The 16,017-nt window shown below is 66.1% G+C and carries 17 protein-coding genes and 1 pseudogene; 6 read left to right on the top strand and 12 right to left on the bottom strand.

What is annotated here, in order from left to right; genetic code table 11:
• Nucleotides 1-55 precede the first annotated feature (55 nt).
• Nucleotides 56-1,192 (bottom strand): succinyl-diaminopimelate desuccinylase, encoded by a 1,137-nt coding sequence (gene dapE, locus OXR00_RS05510; protein ID WP_267387036.1) that lies wholly within the window; start codon nt 1,190-1,192, stop codon nt 56-58.
• Between the two features lie 12 nt (nt 1,193-1,204).
• On the opposite strand from dapE, the pseudogene OXR00_RS05505 reads away from it, so the two are divergent.
• Nucleotides 1,205-1,527: pseudogene (locus tag OXR00_RS05505) on the top strand (cupin domain-containing protein); the annotation flags it as partial.
• Nucleotides 1,528-1,624: 97 nt separating this feature from the next.
• Here the strand turns inward: OXR00_RS05505 and OXR00_RS05500 are convergent.
• The 6 genes from OXR00_RS05500 to rpmH all read right to left on the bottom strand — a co-directional run bounded on the left by OXR00_RS05500 (nt 1,625) and on the right by rpmH (nt 5,697).
• Entirely contained in the window at nt 1,625-2,287 is a 663-nt protein-coding gene (locus OXR00_RS05500) for a glutathione S-transferase family protein (protein WP_267387035.1), read from the bottom strand.
• A 168-nt stretch (nt 2,288-2,455) separates the two neighbouring features.
• Nucleotides 2,456-3,106, bottom strand: coding sequence for a ribosome biogenesis GTP-binding protein YihA/YsxC (yihA, locus tag OXR00_RS05495; RefSeq protein WP_267387034.1), 651 nt, complete (start codon nt 3,104-3,106; stop codon nt 2,456-2,458).
• A complete protein-coding gene (gene yidC, locus OXR00_RS05490) occupies nt 3,103-4,863 on the bottom strand; it encodes a membrane protein insertase YidC (protein ID WP_267387033.1) in 1,761 nt (586 codons plus the stop codon). The genes yihA and yidC overlap by 4 nt, the downstream gene beginning before the upstream one ends.
• A gap of 42 nt (nt 4,864-4,905) precedes the next feature.
• Nucleotides 4,906-5,118: a membrane protein insertion efficiency factor YidD gene (yidD, locus tag OXR00_RS05485; protein ID WP_267387031.1), complete on the bottom strand. Its 213-nt coding sequence runs from the start codon at nt 5,116-5,118 to the stop codon at nt 4,906-4,908.
• Between the two features lie 67 nt (nt 5,119-5,185).
• The gene (gene rnpA / locus OXR00_RS05480; RefSeq protein ID WP_267387030.1) at nt 5,186-5,539 is read right to left on the bottom strand and encodes a ribonuclease P protein component; all 354 of its coding nucleotides are present in this window, start codon (nt 5,537-5,539) and stop codon (nt 5,186-5,188) included.
• 23 nt (nt 5,540-5,562) lie between these two features.
• Complete coding sequence (gene rpmH, locus OXR00_RS05475) at nt 5,563-5,697, bottom strand: 50S ribosomal protein L34 (RefSeq protein ID WP_083224946.1); 135 nt, start codon at nt 5,695-5,697, stop codon at nt 5,563-5,565.
• A gap of 178 nt (nt 5,698-5,875) precedes the next feature.
• Here rpmH and OXR00_RS05470 point away from each other — a divergent pair, with 178 nt between their 5' ends.
• Both OXR00_RS05470 and OXR00_RS05465 read left to right on the top strand, forming a co-directional pair.
• Nucleotides 5,876-7,384, top strand: a complete 1,509-nt coding sequence (locus tag OXR00_RS05470; protein WP_267387026.1) for a YifB family Mg chelatase-like AAA ATPase — start codon at nt 5,876-5,878, stop codon at nt 7,382-7,384.
• Between the two features lie 11 nt (nt 7,385-7,395).
• Nucleotides 7,396-7,806: a DUF805 domain-containing protein gene (locus OXR00_RS05465; protein ID WP_267387025.1), complete on the top strand. Its 411-nt coding sequence runs from the start codon at nt 7,396-7,398 to the stop codon at nt 7,804-7,806.
• Here OXR00_RS05465 and OXR00_RS05460 read toward each other — a convergent pair.
• From OXR00_RS05460 to OXR00_RS05450, 3 genes are all read right to left on the bottom strand, one after another.
• Complete coding sequence (locus OXR00_RS05460) at nt 7,790-8,251, bottom strand: GreA/GreB family elongation factor (protein ID WP_267387024.1); 462 nt, start codon at nt 8,249-8,251, stop codon at nt 7,790-7,792. The genes OXR00_RS05465 and OXR00_RS05460 overlap by 17 nt on opposite strands.
• 75 nt (nt 8,252-8,326) lie before the next feature.
• Complete coding sequence (locus OXR00_RS05455; protein ID WP_267387023.1) at nt 8,327-9,442, bottom strand: metallophosphoesterase; 1,116 nt, start codon at nt 9,440-9,442, stop codon at nt 8,327-8,329.
• A gap of 58 nt (nt 9,443-9,500) precedes the next feature.
• Nucleotides 9,501-10,478, bottom strand: a complete 978-nt coding sequence (locus OXR00_RS05450) for an SDR family oxidoreductase (RefSeq protein WP_267387022.1) — start codon at nt 10,476-10,478, stop codon at nt 9,501-9,503.
• A 104-nt stretch (nt 10,479-10,582) separates the two neighbouring features.
• Here OXR00_RS05450 and OXR00_RS05445 point away from each other — a divergent pair, with 104 nt between their 5' ends.
• Entirely contained in the window at nt 10,583-11,095 is a 513-nt protein-coding gene (locus OXR00_RS05445) for a TetR/AcrR family transcriptional regulator (RefSeq protein ID WP_267387021.1), read from the top strand.
• Between the two features lie 66 nt (nt 11,096-11,161).
• Nucleotides 11,162-13,549, top strand: a complete 2,388-nt coding sequence (locus OXR00_RS05440; RefSeq protein WP_267387020.1) for a membrane-bound PQQ-dependent dehydrogenase, glucose/quinate/shikimate family — start codon at nt 11,162-11,164, stop codon at nt 13,547-13,549.
• Between the two features lie 4 nt (nt 13,550-13,553).
• Here OXR00_RS05440 and OXR00_RS05435 read toward each other — a convergent pair whose 3' ends face one another.
• Nucleotides 13,554-14,411 (bottom strand): oxygenase MpaB family protein, encoded by an 858-nt coding sequence (locus OXR00_RS05435; protein WP_267387019.1) that lies wholly within the window; start codon nt 14,409-14,411, stop codon nt 13,554-13,556.
• 142 nt (nt 14,412-14,553) lie between these two features.
• On the opposite strand from OXR00_RS05435, the gene OXR00_RS05430 reads away from it, so the two are divergent.
• A complete protein-coding gene (locus tag OXR00_RS05430; protein WP_267387018.1) occupies nt 14,554-15,426 on the top strand; it encodes a type 1 glutamine amidotransferase in 873 nt (290 codons plus the stop codon).
• A 14-nt stretch (nt 15,427-15,440) separates the two neighbouring features.
• Here OXR00_RS05430 and OXR00_RS05425 read toward each other — a convergent pair whose 3' ends face one another.
• Nucleotides 15,441-16,013 carry a DNA-3-methyladenine glycosylase gene (locus tag OXR00_RS05425; protein ID WP_267387017.1) on the bottom strand — a complete coding sequence of 191 codons (573 nt, stop codon included), beginning with the start codon at nt 16,011-16,013 and terminating at the stop codon, nt 15,441-15,443.
• Nucleotides 16,014-16,017: the final 4 nt, after the last annotated feature.

Here is a 16,017-nt window from a genome sequence, read left to right as displayed (position 1 = left end):
CATGTTAACCAAAATGGCCAGAGCGTCCATTGAAATGATCGGCGGCGACGCGCGCCTAGAGTTCCGCTACCCGGGCGAGGATGTCGGCATAGACCGTGGTAAGCGCGACGAGATCGTCGATGGCGACGGCTTCGTCCAGCTTGTGCATCGTCGCGTTGACGAGACCGAATTCGACCACTGGGCACAACGCCGACAGAAAGCGCGCGTCGGATGTGCCGCCAGTCGTCGACAACTCCGGTCGGTGGCCGAGCCGCGCCTCGATAGCGTCGCCGATCAATGTCGAGAAGGCACCCGGTGCGGTCAGGAACGCCTCGCCCGAAATACGCCCGGTGACCGTAGCGTTGGGCGCGTGGGTGTGCACGATCGTACGGACGCGTTCGATCAGATCAGCGCCGCGATGTTCGTCGTTGAAGCGGATTGACAGCCGCGCCGAGGCGTGATCGGGGATTACGTTGGCGGCGGTATTGCCGACGGTGATGTCGGTCGCCTCGATATTGGACGGCTGGAACCAGGCGTTACCTTCGTCCAGCACCACCGCGTCGATCTCCGCGAGGATGGCGACCAGCTTGGGGATCGGATTGTCGGCAAGATGCGGGTAGGCGACATGACCCTGCTTGCCCGGCACGTCGATCCAGATGTTGACCGAGCCGCGCCGCCCGATCTTCACCATGTCACCAAGTTTTGTGACCGAGGTCGGTTCGCCGACCAGACACAGATCGGGCCGAACGCCGCGCTCCGCCATGCGCGCCATCAGCGCCTGCGTGCCATAAGTGGCGGGGCCTTCCTCGTCACCGGTGATGATGAGCGAGACGGGCGCGCCCGGTGTGGCCGGGATCGCCGCCACGAACGCGGCAATCGCGCCCTTCATGTCGACCGCGCCGCGCCCGTATAGCAGTCCGTCACGCTCGGTGGGGGAAAAGGGATCGTCGCTCCACCCTGCACCCGGCGGCACCACGTCGAGATGGCCGGCAAAGGCGAGGTGCGTCCCGGTTCCCGTGCGGGTGGCAAGCAGGTTCTCGACTGGGCCGTCCGGCGCCTCGCCCTCGATAAACCGTGCGACGCTGAAGCCGAGCGGCAGCAGCGCGGCCTCCAGCACGTCGAACACGGTCCCGCGCGCCGGCGTAACGCTGTCGCAGGCGAGCAGGGCCTTGGTGAGTGCGATCGGATCGGGCAGATTGGTCGTGTCATTCATGGGGAGAGGGCATTGCTCAAGCGCCATCTCGATACAATCCCGCAGAGCAATCGTACCGGCTATCCCTCGCAATTTGCCGATGTGGTGGCGGGGCGCTGGTATCGCCGGCTCGGCTCCGTTGCCGGCCTGACGCACATGGGAGTCATGTTGTGCTGAAGCCCGGCGCGCAATCCTCCCAGCGCCACTGGCATGATGGTGAGGACGAGTTCGTGTGGATGCCGTCAGGCGAGGCGGTGCTGATCGACGACGCTGGTGAGAATCCGATGCGCGCGGGGTTTACTGGCGGAGTGCGCAACGGCCACGTCCTTGCCAACTGCAGCGATGCCGACTGCGTGCCATCCCGGTAGGGGAAGGGCCGAACCTCGGCGGCGGCTATTCCGCCATCGACATGCTGTGTACCGTCGACCGGCGCTATGCCACCAAGGCGCCGGATCAGGCGGCCGGTTGCTCGAACTGTTCGATCACCCATTCCTCTTCCTGTGCGGCGGCGATCCAGTCCTGCATGAACGGGTGTTGGATCACCGCATCCATGTAGCTGGCGGCAAAGCGTGCGATCGGCAGGCTGTAGGTTATGATCCGCGTTACCACCGGCGCATACATGATGTCAGCCGCGCCAAACTGTCCAAACAGGAACTGGCCGTCACCGCCGAACCGCGCGCGCGCCTGCGCCCACAATTCCATGATCCGCGCGAGATCGCCGAGCACGTCGTCGTCCGGCCGCTTGGGCGGGAAAGCCTGACGTATGTTCATGCTGTGTTTTTTTCGCAGCGCGGTGAAGCTGGAGTGCATCTCCGCCGACATCGACCGCGCCATCGCGCGCGCGGCGGGGTCGGCCGGCCAAAACAGGTCGCGGCTGGTCTTCTCTGCGAGGTATTCGATGATAGCGAGACTGTCCCACACCACCGCATCGCCGTCCCACAGGATCGGCACCTTGCCCGAGGACGGTGCGAACTCATCGCCCTCGCGGCGTCTGTCCCACTCTGCATCGTAAAGCGGCACCACGACCTCTTCGAACAGAAGGCCGGATTGCTTGGCGGCGAGCCAGCCGCGCAGGCTCCACGAGGAATAGGCCTTGTTGCCGATGATGAGTTTCATGGCGGGGGCTTAGCGGGGCGGGCGAGCGCGGTCTAGGCGGATTGCCGCTGCGTCCTGTGCCGGCAACGGCGGAGATCCAGCCGAACGCTTACGGTTGTCGCCGCACGTTGTGCATTTGCACAGACTCGGAACTGGGCTCCGCTCCCACGGGGAAGCGCGACGATGCGGTCAGCCGATCGCCTCGATCACCGCCGCACGCAATTCCGGGATGCCAAGCCCGGTTTCCGATGACGTCTGGAGGATCTGCGGGTGCGCGGCCGGTCGCTTGCGCGCTTCGGCGGCGGTTGCGGCGGTGACGTCGGCAAGGTCGGTCGCCTTGATCTTGTCCGCCTTGGTCAGCACCATGCGGTAGCTCACCGCCGCCTTGTCGAGCATCTCGAGGATTTCGCGGTCGACATCCTTCACGCCGTGACGCGCATCGATCAGCACCAGCGCGCGCTTCAGCACGTCACGCCCGCGCAGGAAATCGTTAACCAGGAAACGCCATTTCTTGACGACGTCCTTGGGTGCCTTGGCAAAGCCGTAGCCGGGCATGTCGACCAGCCGCATGTGCAGCGGGTCGCCGCCGACGTTGAAGAAGTTCAGTTCCTGCGTGCGGCCCGGCGTGTTCGACGTGCGCGCCAGCGAATTGCGCCCGGTCAGCGCGTTGAGCAGCGACGACTTGCCGACGTTCGACCGACCGGCGAATGCCACCTCCGGCACGATCGCATCGGGGATGAACTCCAGCGACGGGGCCGATTTCAGGAAGCTGACCGGGCCGGCGAACAGCTTGCGCGCCGCCTCGATCGCATCTTCGTCGAAGGTGCCGTCGTCGCTCACTTTTCCGCCTTCACGCGCAGTTCGGGGTGCCGCGCATACAGCAGCCGCTGCTGAAGGATGGTCAGCGTGTTCGAAGTGATCCAGTAGATCTGGAGGCCAACCGCGAACGGCGCCATCACGAACATCAGCACCCACGGCATGATCTTGAAGACCTGCTTCTGCGCCTCGTCCATCGGGGCGGGGTTGAGCTTGAACTGGAAGAACATCGAGATGCCGAGCACGACCGGAACGACGCCGATCGCCAGCATCGGCGGCAGATGCCACGGCAGATAGCCGAACGCGTTGAGGATCGTCGCCGGGTCGGGCGCGGACAGATCGCGGATCCACAGCACGAACGGCTGGTGACGCATTTCGATGGTCAGCAGCAGCACCTTGTAGAGCGCGTAGAGGATCGGAATCTGCAGGAAGGTGGGCAGGCAGCCAGCGAGCGGGTTGACGCCCTCCGCCTTGTAGAGCGCCATCACTTCCTGCTGCGCGCGGACCTTGTCGTCCTTGTAGCGTTCCTGGAGCGCCTTCATCTTGGGCTGGATCGCGCGCATCTTCGCCATCGAGGCGAACTGACGCTGCGCGATCGGGAACAGCAGGCCACGGATGGTCAGCGTCAGCGCGATGATTGCCACGCCGAAATTGCCAATCACGCGGAACAGGAAGTCGAGATATTTGAAGATCGGCTTCTCGACGATCTCGAACCACCCCCAATCGATCGCCTTGCCGAAGTGGCGGATGTTGAGGTTGTCCTCGTAGGCGTCGAGCGTGTTGGTTTCCTTGGCGCCCGCGAACAGCTTGGCGGTGGTGACCAGCGCCTTGCCGGCGGGAACGACGCTCGGCTGGAGCGCAAAATCGGCCTGGAATGTATCGCCCGATGCGGCGCGGAAGCCGCCGTGCATCTTCGCACCCGAATCGGGGATCAGCGCGGCGAGCCAGTATTTGTCGCCGAAGCCGAACCAGCCGCCGGTCGCGTCGAAGTAATTGTCGCCGGGCTTGCCGATGTTGCCGAAGACGGTCTTGCCGATCAGGCTGGCGTCCTTGCCCTGCAGATTGGCGAAGGTGATGTCGTAGGTCGCACCATTGTCGAACACGCCGATCGGGCCGACGTGATCGGTCCAGGTATCGGGATCGGGCGAGACGCCGGCGCGCGACACCAGCCCGTAGGGGCGCACGGTGATTGGCGTGCCGGTCGGGTTGGTGACGGTCTGGCGGACCGTGAACATGTAGCGCTCGTCGACCGCGATGCGGATTGCGAAACGCTGGCGCTGCGCGTTGGTCCACGCCAGCGTGATCGGCTGGGCGGGGGTGAGCACGGGCGCGCTTGCGGTGAAGACGGTGTTCGCGTTCGGCGTCGTCACCCCGTCACCCGACCAGCCGAAGCCGGCGAAATAGGCGTGATCGGTGCCGGCCGGCGAGAACAGGCGGATCGGCGGCGAATTCTTGGCAACGGTTTCCTTGTACTTGCTCAGCACGAGGTCGTCGATGCGGCCACCCTTGAGGTTGATCGAGCCTTGCAGGCTGCGCGTTTCGATCCGCACACGCGGGCTGTCGGCGAGGACCTGCTGGCGGTCGCGCACCTTTTCGGGTGCGGCGGCGCCCGGGCCGGCGGGGCCGGTGGAGGTGGCGACGGGCTTGCTCTTGCCGTCGACGATCTTGGTCGCCGGCGGGTTGGCGGCGGGGAGATACTTGGAGGCGAAGAACTGCCAGCCGAACAGGATCAGCGCGGCGAACACCGCGAACAGGAGGAAGTTTCTGCTTTCGTCTTTCACCTGGAAATCCCGTCGTAAGGTCTTGGGCGTCGTGTCACCGGATCAGGGCACCGGGTCCGGGCCATGTCCGCCCCAGGGGTGACACCGTCCGATCCGTTTCGCCGCGAGCCAGCCGCCTTTGACAGCGCCATAGCGGCGAAGCGCGGTGATTGCATAGGCGGAACACGAAGGCTGGTATCGGCACGAGGGCGGCAGGATGGCGGAAGGGCCGATCTGCCATGCGCGCACCAGGATGATGAGGATGCGCGTCAGCATGAGGGCAAGCAAATGCGTGTTTCCGCGACTGGTAAAGTGCGTTTGCAGACAGGCAACGCGTCGGCCATCACCGCGCTACCTTCGCCAACGCCTTGGCTAGCTCGCTTTTCAGCAGGCTATAGTCGCGTTCGATGCCGCCATTCCGACCGATCAGCACATGATCCGCGCCGGGCACCCCCGCAGTCGGCAGCAGCTCACGCGCCAACGCACGCAACCGGCGTTTCATCCGGTTGCGGACAACAGCGTTGCCGATTTTCTTGGTGACGGTGTAGCCGATCCGCATCGCCGAATCGTCATCGCCACGTGGCCGCATCAGCAGGACGAAGCCCGGCATCGGTGCGCGCTTGCCATTGTTCGCCGCCAGAAAGTCCGCGCGGCGCGATAGCGTGTGGATATCGACAGCGCCGGGGGCCGTGGGCACGCCGGCGCTGTCGACCGCGTGAATTACGCCGACAGCTTCTTGCGGCCGCGCGCGCGGCGTGCGCGAATCACGTTGCGGCCGCCCGGCGTTTCCATCCGTGCACGGAAGCCGTGACGGCGCGCCCGCACCAGATTGCTCGGCTGAAAGGTCCGCTTCATGAGTCATTCCCTGATCGTCTGAATAGAAAAGGGCCACCCCGAAAGGCAGCCTCGTGACGGAGGCCTGTAGGGTGACGGACAGGTGAAGTCAATCACATGACGTCGCGCGCGACGTGCGTGAAGAACGTCCTTGCCCTGTTCGTGCGCGCCGCTAAGCGCCGGGGCAGGGGGTTTTCACATGGTCGCAAGCGTATCGACGGTCGCGTATCTGGGGCTGGAGGCGCGCGCGGTCGAGGTGCAGGTGCAGCTCATTCCCGGCCTGCCGGCTTTCAACGTTGTCGGCCTCGCCGACAAGGCGGTGGCGGAGAGCCGGGAAAGGGTGCGCGGGGCGATCGCGTCGATGGGGCTGGCGCTGCCGCCCAAGCGGATCGTCGTCAACATGTCGCCGGCCGATCTGCCGAAGGAAGGTTCGCACTTCGACCTGCCGATCGCGCTGGCGCTGCTTGCGGCGATGGGCGTGGTTGATGTCGAGCAGCTTGGCGACTTCGTCGTGGTCGGCGAACTCGGCCTCGATGCGCGGATCGCGTCGTCGCCGGGGGTGTTGCTCGCAGCGCTACATGCCTCAGCGGAGGGCAAGGGGCTGATCTGCCCGGCCGCGCAGGGCGCGGAGGCCGCGTGGGCGGGGTCGGTCGGGGTGCTGGCGGCGCCCGATATCCTGTCGCTGGTCAACCATTTCAAAGGCCACGGCCTGATTAGCGCGCCGGAGCCGGGCGAGGCGATCGACGTCGCGCATGGCCCCGATCTCAGGCAGGTGAAGGGGCAGGAGAGTGCCAAGCGTGCGCTCGAGATCGCCGCGGCAGGCGGGCATAATTTGCTGATGATCGGCCCGCCCGGCGCGGGCAAGTCGCTGATGGCGGCGTGCCTGCCGGGCATCCTGCCGCCGCTGGACGCTGGAGAAGCGCTGGAGGTGTCGATGGTGGCGAGCGTCGCGGGCACGCTCGCGGGCGGGCGGCTGACGCGGGCGCGGCCGTTCCGCGCGCCCCATCACTCCGCGTCGATGGCGGCGCTGACCGGCGGCGGCCTCAAGGTGAAGCCGGGCGAGGTCAGCCTCGCGCATCTCGGCGTGCTGTTCCTTGATGAGCTGCCCGAGTTCCAGCGTGCGGTGCTCGATTCGCTGCGCCAGCCGCTCGAAACCGGCACGGTCAGTGTGGCGCGGGCCAATGCGCACGTCACCTTCCCGGCGCGCGTACAACTGGTCGCGGCGATGAACCCGTGCCGCTGCGGGCACCTCGGCGATGCGGCGCTGGCGTGTTCGCGTGCACCGAAATGCGCGGCGGATTATCAGGCCAAGGTGTCGGGGCCGCTACTTGACCGGATCGACTTGCATGTTGAGGTGCAGGCGCTGTCCGCCGCCGATCTGGTACTGCCGCCTGCAGCGGAAGGTTCGGCGGAGGTGCGCGGGCGCGTTGCGGCGGCGCGGGCGGTGCAAACCTACCGGTATGCCGGCCAGCCGGTGCGGACCAACGCAGAGGCGGACGGTGTGTTGCTCGATACGTTCTCTACGCCCGATGACGCGGGGCGTGCCTTGCTCGCGCAAGCGTCGGAGACGATGCGGCTCTCAGCACGCGGCTACACGCGCATCCTGCGGGTCGCGCGCACGATCGCCGATCTGGCGGGGAGCGAGCGCGTTGGGCGACTACACATCGCCGAGGCGCTCAGCTATCGGCGGCGTGCGCCGGTGAATTAGAAGGACGCCGGATGGTGTTGATAATACGTCCGTTCAGACACTATGCCGACTTCTCGGGACGATCGCGTGCTGCGGAGGTCTGGGCCTTGCAGGCGGTTCAGATCACCGTGCTGGCAGTCGGATATGTGCTGCTGGCCACAATCGTCGGTTTCGAACAGGGCGCGGGCACCGGCCGGCCGGTGCTTGCCTTCCAGATCTTCATGGCGCTGCTTTTGCTGTTCGCGCTCGGCACACTCATCCCGTCCGTCGCGGTTCTCGTGCGGCGCTTTCACGATCAAGACATGTCGGGCTGGTTCCTGCTGCTGTACCTCGTGCCGTATGTCGGTACGCTGATCGTGCTGTTTTTCCTGTGTCGGCCGGGCACCGGCGGCGCAAATCGTTACGGCGCCGATCCGCGCGGGGAGGTCAGACGGCCGGCGTGATCGACATCACTTCGATCGCATCGGCCTTGCCAGCGAAATCGATGGTCTCGCCCACTTCCGCCCCGATCATCGCGCGGGCGAGCGGCGCGGAGAAGGCGATGCGACCGGCCGCCGGGTCGCTTTCGTCAAAGCCGACGATCTCGATCTCGCGGGGCGCGCCGTTCAGGATAAAGCCGACCCGGGTGCCGATCGCGACCGCATCGCCGGTTGCCGGGGCGGCGACTTCGGCCGTCGTTTCGCGCGTCGCCCAATAGCGCAGGTCACGCTCGGCAAGGGCGCGGTCCTCGCCTTCGCTCGCGGCGACACGGGCGCGGAAATGCACGACCTGCGCGCGGATTCGTTCCAGCCCGCGAGTGGTGACGAGGTTGGCACCGGGTGGGATCGGCAGCTCGAACCGGGGTTCCTTATGCTCCTCGTCGCTTTCGCGTCGGAATGCCACGCTCACTTTTGTTTCTCCTGATCGATCATCGCGGCTTGTCGCTGGTTTGCGACAGCGCGTCCAAGATATTCCGGTGCGGAGTCATGCCCGGCGCAGCGTGATCCGGGTCAGTTCGGATGGCCTGCCGAGCCGCAGCGCGAAACCGGGCCAGATGCCGGTACCGTTGTTGACGTATAACGTCATCCCGCCGACCGCGTAGCGCCCCGAAACGAAGCCACCGTTGGCCCGCGCGACAATCCGGTCGAGGCCGACGATCATGCCGCCATGCGTGTGGCCGGACAGTTGCAGCGCGACGCCGCGCTCCGCCGCCTGTCGCGCGCGCGAAGGTTCGTGGTCGAGCAGCACGATGGACGCGCCGACCGGCGCACCGGCCAGCGCGGCTTCTAAATCGGGCAGCGGCTTGCCGGCGCCGCGCGCCGACGGATCGGTGACGCCGGCGAGTACCAGCGTCGCGTCGCCACGCGTCAGCGCGACGTGGGCGTTGGCGAGGATACGCATGCCAAGGCCGGCGAGATGCTGCATCCACGGATCGTAGCCGGAGAGGTATTCGTGATTGCCGGGGATCAGGTACACGCCCTCGCGCGCGGCAAGGTCGCGTAGCGGCGCAACTGCGGCGCGGCGGTTGGCGACGCTGCCGTCGATGACATCGCCGGTGACGACGATCAGGTCCACACCGAGCGCGTTGGTGGCGTCCACAACCGCTTGCGTCCAGGCGGGCGGGAACAGCCGGCTGATGTGCAGATCGGTAAGTTGCACCAGCGTGTAGCCATCGAACGCTTCGGGAAGGTCGGCGATGCCGACCGTTATCTCTTTGAGGCGCGGTACGCGCGCCGCCTGCGACACGCCGAACCCGGCGAGCAGAAAGGCGGTGGCGCCAGCGATGTATCGCGGCATGACCCACACGCCACCGGCGCCGATACGGAAGATGATCGCGAGCAGATGGGCGAGATCGAGGGCGATCTGAAACGCGGCGAGCAGGACCACGGCGCCGAATGCCCAGTTGAACGCGATCACCACCGGGCGCGGAAATTCAGGTGAGAACACCGAGCCGGACGACAGCTTGCTCCAGTAATGGAATTGCGAGCCGATCAGCAGGACCAGCGCGACCGCGAGCTTGGCGGTGACGTCCCACGGCAGCGGCCAGATCGAGCGCGTGGCGACGTAGAGCCAGGGTAGCGCAAACACCAGATTGAACATCGTGTTGGGTCTCTTGATGAAGGCTATGGCCGGGCTACGAGCAGTGCGGGTGAGGGGATCAGCCGAACGTCACGCCGGTCAGCGCTTCCGATTGCACCCACAATTGTGCGGCAACCGCCGCGTCGGATGCCTGCGGCGCAGCCTTGGCGATGCCCGGTGCGCCCTTCAGTTCCTTCCAGCCGCGGGGCCCGAAATATGTCCCGCCGACCGCCATCGGGAGGGTCGCCGCCATTAGCTGCGGCAAAGCGCCGAGGCGCGCCGGCTGGCCGATCAGATTTACGGCGACCCGGCTGGCCATCGCCATCAGCGAATTGCCCGCCGCCGGTCCGTTGGTCATCAGGTTGGTGGTCGCGATGCCGGGATGTGCGGCGACGCTGGTCAGCCCCCAGCCGTGCGCACGGCTACGACGGTCGAGCTCGAGCGCGAACATCAGCATCGCCAGCTTTGATTGCGAATATACCGGCCACGGCTTGTAGCCGTGTGCATAGTTGAGATCGTCGAGACGGATCGTGCCGGCGCGGTGCGCGATGCTGGAGAGTTGCACGATCCGGGCGCTGCCGGCGATCAGCAACGGCAGCAGCCGGCCGGTCAGCGCGAAATGGGAAAGGTAGTTGGTGCCGAACTGCCGCTCAAATCCGTCTGCGGTCGTCTCGCGGCTGGGTAGCGCCATCACGCCGGCATTGTTGACGAGAATGTCGATCGGCTGCCCCGCCGACAGCATCCGATCGGTGAACGCCGCCACCGACGCGAGGCTGGCGAGATCCACCGGCTCAAAACGAACGCTGGCGTCGGAATGGCGCGCGCGGATCGTCGTTTCGGCGGCATTGCCTTTCGCGGTGTTGCGGCCGGCGAGGATCACCTCCGCACCCGCGCCCGCCAACGCCATCGCCGTTTCCAGCCCAAGTCCGCCGGTCGCCCCGGTCACGATCGCACGTTTGCCCGATAGATCCGGGATGTCGTCAATGGTCCAGTTCGCCAACGTCGCTACCCCTTGCATGATCACGCGCCACGGCAGCGCGGTTGCAATATCATGCATTGAGTGCAAACATGCAAGAAGTGCAAAAAGCAGCTACTTCCGCTTCGGCCTCCTTGCGGGCGCGCAAACGTGCGGAAACGCATGTCCGTATTCAGGGAACGGCGTTGCGTCTGTTTTTGGAGCGTGGCTTCGAACCGACGACGATGGACGACATCGCGCGCGCCGCCGATGTCTCGCGTCGCAGCCTGTTTCACTATTTCGCCTCCAAAGAAGAGATCGTTTTTTCCGCAAAGGCCGACTTTCCCGATCACCTCGGGCAAGCGGTGGCGGCGAGGCCGGCGGATGAGCCGCTGCTCGACATGGTCGAGAACGCGCTGATCGACATGGCGCGGCGGCATCTGTCCGCACAGACCCGCGATCTGGCGAGACTGATCCGCGACACCCCGGCGCTGAGCGCGGGCGATCAAGCGAAATACGAGAAGGTCGAGCGCGTGCTTGCCAAGGCGCTCGCCGATCGCAAGGGGCTGCCCGATACCGATATCCGCTGCCGTGTCACCGCCGCTGCCGCGATCTCCCTTCTCAAGCTGGCCACTGCGGCGTGGCTGGAGGGGGAGGAGGCCAGCCCGGAAATCTACGGTCGTGCCGCCTTTGCCGCGCTGAAGACGGTCGTGCGGTAGTATAGGACGTCTCACCGGAACATTGCCGCGCCATGAGAGTCCTAGCGGCGAATTCGGAGATTGATGATGAACCACGCTCGACGCCCTGCGCGGTGGCCTCGCATTCTCGCCGGCGTCATCGGTGTGGCGGGCGTGGTGAACCTCGTCGGCGGTGGCTGGCTGGCGTTACTCGGCGGTAGCCTGTTCTATGTGGTGGCGGGGCTGGCGATGCTTGCCACCGCGGTGCTCTTGTGGCGACGGCGGACGGCGGCGCTGTATGTGTTCGCCGCGCTGGTGCTGGGTACGGTCATCTGGGCCTGGGCGGAGATCGGCGCGGATTGGTGGCCGCTGGTGCCACGCGGCGACATCATCTTCGTGTTCGGTGCGTTGCTGGTGCTGCCGGGAACGGTCAAGCGGCTCACGCCGGCTGCCGGCTGGGTGCACGCGGGCGGGCCGCTCGCCATCGCGTTGGTTGTAGCGGCGCTGTTCGGCGCGGTGTCGCTGACACGCGATGTGCACGATCTCGACGGAACGTTGCCGGGGCCACGGGTCGCGCTGGCTGCGAGCCTGCACGGCGTAGCTGACGATGACTGGCAGGCATATGCGCGCAGCTGGTTCGGCGATAAATTCTCACCGCTGGCGCAGATCACGCCCGCCAACGTCGGCAATCTCAAGGTCGCGTGGCAGCTGGAAACGGGTGACATCAAGCGCGAGAGCGATCCCGGCGAGACTACCTACGAAATGACACCCATAAAGATCGGTGACACGGTGTACCTCTGCACGCCGCACAATTGGGTGATTGCGGTGGATGCGGAAACCGGCAAACAACGCTGGCGCTTCGACCCGCATATCGTCGCGTCCAAGAAGAATATGCAGCACCTAACGTGTCGCGGCGTCTCCTACTGGGATAGCACCAAGGCGGGCGCGAGCACGGCGGATTGCCCGCAGCGCATCTTCCTCGCCACCAACGACAGCCGCCTGATCGCGCTCGATCCGCGCACCGGCGCGTTGTGCCGAAGCTTCGGGCAGAACGGTACGGTCAGCCTGCTGCCCGGCCAGCCGCATTACAACCAGGGCTGGTATCAGGTGACCTCCGCCCCGCTGGTGGCGCGCGGAATGGTCATCACCGGCGGCGCGGTGTTCGACAATATCTCCACCAAGGTACCCTCGGGCGTGATCCGTGGCTATGACGCCGCCACCGGTAAACTCGTGTGGAACTTCGATCCGGGCAACCCCGGCGACACTGCCCCGCTCGGTGCGGGCAAGCAGTATACGCCATCGTCGCCGAATACGTGGAGCACGCCGGCTGCCGACGAGACGCTCGGGCTGGTGTATCTGCCGATGGGGATGGGCGCGGTCGACCAGTGGGGCGGCAACCGCCCCGCAACGACCGAGCGGTTCGCCACGTCGGTGCTGGCACTCGACATCGCTACCGGCAAGCCGCGCTGGATCTACCAGACCGTGCACCATGACCTGTGGGACATGGACGTGCCCGCGCAGCCGGTATTGATCGATCTGAACCTGCCCGGTCGGGGCAGCGTGCCGGCGCTGGTGCAATCGACCAAGACGGGCAATCTATTCGTGCTAGATCGGCGCACCGGCCGGCCGATCTTTCCGGCCCCCGAACGACCGGTGCCCGCCGGCGCCGCGCCGGGCGACCACACGTCGCCGACGCAGCCGTTCTCGTCCGTGTCGCTGATGCCCGCACCGGTGCGCGAGAAGGATATGTGGGGTGCGACCATGATCGACCAGTTGTGGTGCCGCATCCGCTATCGGTCGCTCGACTATCGCGGTGCGTTCACGCCGCCGTCGCTGAAAGGCTCGTTGGTGTTTCCGGGTAATTTCGGGGTGATGGACTGGGGCGGCATTTCGATCGATCCGGTCCGGCAGATCGCCTTTGCGCACCCGAACTACGTCGCGTTCGTCGATCGGTTGGTGCCGCGCAAGGACGATGCCGGCGGGCCCAACGAACGCGGCCCAGCGGGCGGCTCGGATCGGCGTGGATCGACGGAAGAAGGCTACAACCCCAACACGGGCGCGCCGTTTGCGGTCGATATGAACCCGTTCCTGTCATTCACCGGCCTGCCGTGCCAGCAGCCGCCATGGGGCTATGTCGCAGGCATTGATCTCACCACCGGCGAAAAGGTGTGGGAGCATAAGAACGGCACGATACGCGACGAAACGCCGCTGCCGATCGCGCTGAAGCTCGGCGTGCCATCGCTTGGCGGACCGATCACGACGGCGGGCGGCGTCGCCTTCATGGCAGCGGCAATCGACAACTACGTGCGCGCATACGACACCCGCACCGGCAAAGTGCTGTGGCGGGCACGGCTGCCGGCGGGCGGTCAGGCGACGCCGATGTCGTACCGTTCGGCGGCGAGTGGTCGGCAGTTCGTGGTGGTGGTCGCAGGCGGACACGGTTCGCTCGGCACCAAGCTCGGCGACTCGGTGATCGCCTACGCATTACCGAAATAAAGCCTTAGGGTGTCGCGAACGCCCACCGCAGCGTCTTGGCGAGGCCTAGCGCGCCGGTGCTGACGATCGGGCGCACCAGCGTCGGGGAGGCGGGGAGGCCATGCATCCGGCGTGCCCAGTCGGGCAGCAGATCGACCGCCGCCTGCATCGTCACGCGTTGCAGCGGTATGGCCAGCGGATTGTCCGGCATGTGTCCGAGCACGAGCCGCGCGACCTCGCGCGTGCGATCATCCGCGACGAGCTGCGGCCGGGCAGATTCCAGCGCGCGTGCGGTGTGTGCCTTATCGACCGGGAGATCGCTCGCCCCCAGTGCCGCCCCGACCTTGGCGAAATCCGCGAAATAGCGGTCCTCCGCCGAGCGTGGAAGCCGCCGGTTGCCGTAGCGTTGCCACGCCGCAAGGAAGCACCACGCCTCGCTGATATGAACCCACGCAAGCAGATCGGGATCATCCGCGCGATAGGGCGTGCCGTCCACCAGCGTGCCGCCGATATGGCTGTGAACCGCACGCACGCGAGCAATTGCCGCGGCAGCATCGGCGCGATCGCCGTAGGTCGTGGTCGACACGAAGCGCGCCGTTCGCCGGAGCCGGCCGACCATGTCCTTGCGGAAGTTGGAATGGTCCCATACCCCTGCCAGTACCGCCGGATGCAGCATCTGAAGTAACAGCGCCGAGACGCCGCCGATCATCATCGTGGTAACGTCGCCGTGCACGCGCCAGATCACCGAATCGGGTGTGAACAGCGCGTTGGCACTGCGCACGACGGGCCGCTCGCCCCGGGATGTATCGTTGAACAGTCCAACGACCTGCCGGACGATGCCGTGCTTGGCGTGTGCGCGTAGCGAGAAACTGCGGTCGATCATCCTTGGCTGAACGCGCCCTCGGGCGTTTCGTCGCAGGCGGTTGGTTCTTACATGCAGAATATTGATATTCTTGAGGAATGGCGGTCTTTGCGGACCTGAACCACTGTTGGACCGTTGGTGCCTGCTCCGACCGAGCGAGCCTATGACAAGCAGACAGTTGAACTTCCTCATCGCCGAAAGCGAACCACCGGCCGCGCGCGACAAACGCCGCAAGAGTGTCGGCAAAAGCTCTGGCGAGACCTATGAAGCGCTGCTCAGCCATGTCGCGCCCGGCGCGCGGTGTACGCGCATTGCGCCGGCCGACGATTGCGATGCACCACTCGGCAGCGACACGCTTGCCGACTACGACGCTGTCTTCATCACCGGATCGCCGTTGCACCTTTACGAGGATGCGCCGGAATGTCGGCGGATCGTCGACTTCATGCGCGCGGTGTTCGCCTCCGGCACGCCGGCGTTCGGATCGTGCGCCGGGCTTCAGGTTGCCACGGTCGCGGCGGGCGGCAGCGTGCGGCCGATGGGCGAGCGGCGCGAGGCGGGCTTCGCGCGCCGCATCGTCGCGACGGACGTCGGGCGCGACCATCCGCTACTTGCCGGGCGGGCGGCGAGTTTCGACGCACCGGCGATCCATACGGACGAGGTCGAGCAACTGCCCGATGGTGCCACGCTGCTGGCGTCGAACGGCACCACGCACGTCCAGGCGGCCGAGATCCGCTACGGCAAGGGTGTGTTCTGGGGTGTGCAATATCACCCCGAGATCAGCCTGTTCGAAGTGGCGGCGGCTCTGCGCCGGCAGACGGATGATCTGCTTGAAAATGGACTCGCTAGCGACGCCGGCGCGATCGAGGAGCACGCCGCGTTGATCGAGGCGCTGCACGACGCGCCCGATCGCCGCGACCTCGCGTGGCGGCTCGGTCTCGATCGTGAGGTGACGGTGCCAGAGCAGCGCTCGGTTGAAATCTGCAACTTCGTCGAACAACTCGTGGTGCCGACACGTGCGGAACGGGGCCGCGATTGAGGAGCGAGCTGGTGTCAGGCGCTGCGTCGCGGCCGGCGCGCACCGGCGGGACGGCTTAGAAACCGTGATCCGTCCAGACAGAAACGCCTCGGCAGTTCGACCGCGACGCTGATGCCGATCCGTGGGCCCGCAGTGATTATGGGTTCGGCCTCTCGCAAACCGAACGTGAAAGGTGGCTGGTCAAGCGGCAGGCCGTCGAAGCGGCCGTCGATGCCGAGTGCCTGACACAGCCGACCCGGCCCGGCGCACAACAGCCGGTCATCGACGGCACCGCGCCGCGCGCGCATCGCCGCGACGCCGGCGTCCGGCGTGATCGCGCGGATCAACACGCCGGCGCCGTGCCCGCAGGTGACGTTCATGCACCAGTGCAGGCCGTGGCTGCGATAAACATACGCGTGGGCGGCAGGGCCGAACATGCTTGCGTTGCGCCGCGTCGGTCCGCGAAACGTGTGCGCGGCGGGATCATCCGAATCATACGCTTCGGTTTCGACGATCGCGCCGCCTACACCGCAGACGTAGATCGAGACGCCGATCAGATCGCGCGCGACCTGTTCCACGTCACGCTGGAAGAAGGTGTGGTCGAGCACGGCG

The organism is Sphingomonas sp. GC_Shp_3 (assembly GCF_026540945.1).
Classification (GTDB): Bacteria; Pseudomonadota; Alphaproteobacteria; order Sphingomonadales; family Sphingomonadaceae; genus Sphingomonas.
Note: the sequence above shows the minus strand (reverse complement) of the source record. Positions and strands in the feature narration are given on the sequence as shown.

Excerpts from the sequence above, each read along its gene's own strand:
- dapE (WP_267387036.1), bottom strand. The coding sequence starts at position 1,192 with ATGAATGACACGACCAATCTGCCCGATCCGATCGCACTCACCAAGGCC.
- OXR00_RS05500 (WP_267387035.1), bottom strand. The coding sequence starts at position 2,287 with ATGAAACTCATCATCGGCAACAAGGCCTATTCCTCGTGGAGCCTGCGC.
- yidD (WP_267387031.1), bottom strand. The coding sequence starts at position 5,118 with ATGCTGACGCGCATCCTCATCATCCTGGTGCGCGCATGGCAGATCGGC.
- rpmH (WP_083224946.1), bottom strand. The coding sequence starts at position 5,697 with ATGAAGCGGACCTTTCAGCCGAGCAATCTGGTGCGGGCGCGCCGTCAC.
- OXR00_RS05470 (WP_267387026.1), top strand. The coding sequence starts at position 5,876 with ATGGTCGCAAGCGTATCGACGGTCGCGTATCTGGGGCTGGAGGCGCGC.
- OXR00_RS05465 (WP_267387025.1), top strand. The coding sequence starts at position 7,396 with ATGGTGTTGATAATACGTCCGTTCAGACACTATGCCGACTTCTCGGGA.
- OXR00_RS05455 (WP_267387023.1), bottom strand. The coding sequence starts at position 9,442 with ATGTTCAATCTGGTGTTTGCGCTACCCTGGCTCTACGTCGCCACGCGC.
- OXR00_RS05450 (WP_267387022.1), bottom strand. The coding sequence starts at position 10,478 with ATGCATGATATTGCAACCGCGCTGCCGTGGCGCGTGATCATGCAAGGG.
- OXR00_RS05440 (WP_267387020.1), top strand. The coding sequence starts at position 11,162 with ATGAACCACGCTCGACGCCCTGCGCGGTGGCCTCGCATTCTCGCCGGC.
- OXR00_RS05435 (WP_267387019.1), bottom strand. The coding sequence starts at position 14,411 with ATGATCGACCGCAGTTTCTCGCTACGCGCACACGCCAAGCACGGCATC.
- OXR00_RS05430 (WP_267387018.1), top strand. The coding sequence starts at position 14,554 with ATGACAAGCAGACAGTTGAACTTCCTCATCGCCGAAAGCGAACCACCG.